Source organism: Streptomyces sp. NPDC002784, assembly GCF_053592135.1.
In genome coordinates this window covers 1-1,289 of record NZ_JBSFVD010000186.1, presented here as the reverse complement: position 1 = coordinate 1,289, position 1,289 = coordinate 1, and the positions used below count along the sequence as shown (strand labels likewise).

2 protein-coding genes are annotated in these 1,289 nt (G+C 65.2%); both read left to right on the top strand.

The features are described from left to right. Positions 1-398 precede the first annotated feature (398 nt). Positions 399-728 carry a hypothetical protein gene (locus ACWD1Z_RS37680; protein ID WP_451125454.1) on the top strand — a complete coding sequence of 110 codons (330 nt, stop codon included), beginning with the start codon at positions 399-401 and terminating at the stop codon, positions 726-728. Between the two features lie 20 nt (positions 729-748). After that, positions 749-982 (top strand): hypothetical protein, encoded by a 234-nt coding sequence (locus ACWD1Z_RS37675; RefSeq protein ID WP_451125452.1) that lies wholly within the window; start codon positions 749-751, stop codon positions 980-982. The last annotated feature ends 307 nt before the right edge of the window (positions 983-1,289 follow it).

The window sequence follows — 1,289 nt, the reverse complement described above, 5'->3', positions numbered from 1 at the left end:
CATGATCAAGGAAGCGAACAGCCTCGGAATGACCGTCCGCTTCGAACCCATCACAACGTCCTGACCTCGCAGTCGCTTGCATCTTTCGTGTCAGGGTCACTCAGACGAGTACGCGGACACGGTCTGCTTCGCCAGTGCGGCGAGTGGGGAGCACCGGCCTTTCTCCACCGTGCGTAGCTGCTCCCAGTCGATCTCCGGATGTTCGGCGGGCACCGCATCCTGGCTGCTGCTTCGAGGGTGCCCAGGTGGCCTATTGCTGCACGAAATAAAGCCACTTTGTCGTATAGTTCCGGCCTCGTTCTTAGGAACGCTTGTGCCCTCAGGCTCGGCGGAGGATGTTCGGAGCCGACGGACCCTGCCGAATCCCCGTGAGGGCCGTCCGAGACGAAGGATCCCCCGTGACCCGTCGCTTCACGATCAGCCGCCTCGCGGCCGCAACTATCCTGCTCACCGCGCCCGTCCTCGGCGTCGCCGCAGCCACCCCGGCAGCCGCGGCATCGTGCGATGGCGTTGAGGTCACGGCCCTCACCAGCACCAGCTGCATAGAGGTGGGAGAGAGCCAGGCCCTCCCTATCGGGCCTGTGACGTTCACCAATAAGACCGATGCTGCCCTCCGACTCCGAGTCTTCGTACTCGGCAATGAGCAGGTCAATCAGATGCTCGAGCCGGAGGCAGATTTCGAGTTCAATGGCCTCGATGTGGCCGAGGCCAGCGTCGAGCTCAACTGACAGCAGTTGCGCTGTCCACCGTGGACCAGCTCCTGAACGGCTACATCGCCGTCTACAAGGGCAACGCCACCGCCACGTCCGGCGGTGTGGAGACCCTCGCCGGAAACACCGCCAAGGGCACTGTCGTCCTGGGGCAGCTCGCGCCCGGCCCTGGCCTGACGACCGCCACACCCCTCCGAACAGCGCGGCGGCACGCTCCGCGTGCAACCCCGCCCTCAACACGGTACTGCAACAGAGCCGCTTTGCACCCCTGACCTGCCAGAACATCACTCGGCGTGCACACAACACCGGACCCCGGGCCCTGAGAGGCCCGGGGTCCGGTCACGGCGCAAGAAGGTGATCAGAGGCTGTCCGGGACGGCCTGCGGGACCGTCACCGGCCTTCACCGGTCCATGCCCAGCTCCGCGAGCGCGGCCAGTTGGTCGGCGTCCAGCCGGTCCCTCCTCGATTTCGTGTCCGAAATCCATATTGATCAGAAACTCAAAGGGTTCTCTTCGAGGGTGTAGCGGACGTGGGGGCCGCCGAAGTAGCCGCGGACGATGTGGGGCTGGCGCTGGCGGC